This window comes from Sphingomonas sp. CFBP8993, assembly GCF_034044895.1.
GTDB lineage: Bacteria > Pseudomonadota > Alphaproteobacteria > Sphingomonadales > Sphingomonadaceae > Sphingomonas.
This window is the reverse complement of the sequence record NZ_JAXCWU010000015.1, coordinates 1-1,900: the sequence shown is the minus strand read 5'-3', so window position 1 is coordinate 1,900 and position 1,900 is coordinate 1. Positions and strand designations below refer to the sequence as shown.

General features: G+C 62.3%; 3 protein-coding genes. 2 read left to right on the top strand and 1 reads right to left on the bottom strand.

What is annotated here, in order from left to right:
- Positions 1–347 (bottom strand): transposase (locus tag SOM26_RS17590; protein WP_320454007.1); only part of this gene is annotated, 347 nt, incomplete at its 3' end.
- A 327-nt stretch (positions 348–674) separates the two neighbouring features.
- Between SOM26_RS17590 and SOM26_RS17585 the strand changes: the two genes are divergently transcribed.
- Positions 675–1,502, top strand: coding sequence for an IS5 family transposase (locus SOM26_RS17585; protein ID WP_320454006.1), 828 nt, complete (start codon positions 675–677; stop codon positions 1,500–1,502).
- 48 nt (positions 1,503–1,550) lie between these two features.
- A partial coding sequence (locus SOM26_RS17580; RefSeq protein ID WP_320454005.1) for a transposase occupies positions 1,551–1,900 on the top strand: 350 nt, incomplete at its 3' end.

Below are 1,900 nucleotides of genomic sequence, written 5' to 3'. Positions count from 1 at the left end.
ATGAGCAAGCTCGCTTTTTTTGGGCGCGAGCGCTCCAGCGCCTCCTTCAGGATCTCGACCTCCAGCGTCTTGCGGCCGAGCTGGCGCTCCAGTTCGCGGATGCGGGTCTCCATCTCGCGGACCTGGCGGTTGCTGGTCACGTCGTCGTCGCCAGCCACCGCTACGCTCCCGCCTTCCAGCATCAGCCGCCGCCAGCGGTACAGCAGGTTCGGCGCCACGCCGTTGCGGCGCGCCACCACCGAGATGCTCTCGCGACCATCGAGCGTTTCCTCGACGATCCTCAGCTTCTCGGGCGTGCTCCAGTGACGGCGACGACCGCCGTCGGTGATAATCTCGGACACGGACATAAGCCTATGCTCAGGGGATAGCCCCAAGCCTCCTTCTTAGAGCCCAACCGGTAATTACATCGACTGATATTATATCGATATGTTCAAGGCTGTTGGGGTCAGTCCACAGGACTGCGGTGCAGCGAGGCCCGGCCTATTTGTTGACATTGATGGTATGAAGCTTCTGATCCAATTTCACTGTGGTTCTCTGATTGCCAGCAGAGAAGAAGTCACTGATATGGAACATCATTAATTTTTGGTCGGGCTCTTAGAGCCCGACCGAAAATTGAGGTGAGCGATTTCAGTCAGTTGTGATTCACCGAGGGTTGCGAAGACCACGGGGATCATATGGGCTGGACTGAAACCGCTCGCCGCGAGCATGACCGAAGAAGGCTGCACTACACAAGCGACTGCACGGACGCGGAGTGGGCGATTATCGCACCGCTGCTGGCACGAACGACGAAGGTGGGGCGCCCGCGGCTCCACCGGGCACGGGATTTATGGAACGCGATCCAGTACCTTGCGGCGACGGGGTGCCAATGGGCGCAACTGCCCCGGGACTTTCCGCCGTTCACGACGGTGCAGTATCATTTCTACCGGATGCGCGACAACGGCCTGCTCGATGCGATCAACGCGGTGCTGGTGGCGGGGGTGCGGGTCGCGGAAGGCCGCGAGGCCGAACCGACTGCGGGCATCATCGACAGTCAGTCTGTGAAAAACACCGAGGCCGGCGGGCCGCGCGGCTATGACGCCGGCAAGAAGATCAAAGGCCGCAAGCGCCACATCGCTACCGACACGGCCGGCAATCTGCTCGACGCCCTCGTCCATTCCACCGACGTCCAGGACCGTGACGGCGCACCGGACCTCATTGAGCGCTGCCGGGATGCCTATCCCTCACTGGCCCGCCTCTTTGCCGATGGCGGCTATGCCGGGCCGAAGCTCGAGGCCGCCATCGCACATCTCGACCGCCTCGCCATGGAGATCGTCAAACGCTCGGATACCCAATCCTTCGTCATCCTGCCCCGCCGATGGGTCGTCGAGCGCACCTTCGCATGGCTCAACCGATGCCGACGTCTCGCCAATGACTGGGAGGCTTCCATCGCATCGTCAGAAGCATGGCTCGTCGTCGCATCCATCAGGCGAATGACCCGCCGCATCGCAAAGTTCGAATTATGAGTCGGGCTCTAAGAAGGAGGCTTGGGACTATCCCCTAAGCATAGGCTTATGTCCGTGTCCGAGATTATCACAGACGGCGGTCGTCGCCGTCACTGGAGCACGCCTGAGAAGCTGAGGATCGTCGAGGAGACGCTCGATGGTCGCGAGAGCATCTCGGTGGTGGCACGCCGCAACGGCGTGGCGCCGAACCTGCTGTACCGCTGGCGGCGGCTGATGCTGGAGGGCGGGAGCGTCGCGGTGGCTGGCGACGACGACGTGACCAGCAATCGCCAGGTCCGCGAGATGGAGACCCGCATCCGCGAGCTGGAGCGCCAGCTCGGCCGCAAGACGCTGGAGGTCGAGATCCTGAAGGAGGCGCTGGAGCGCTCGCGCCCAAAAAAAGCGAGCTTGCTCATGCA

Bases quoted from the DNA above. Each gene is read 5' to 3' on its own strand.
- SOM26_RS17585 (WP_320454006.1), top strand. From the start codon at position 675: ATGGGCTGGACTGAAACCGCTCGCCGCGAGCATGACCGAAGAAGGCTG.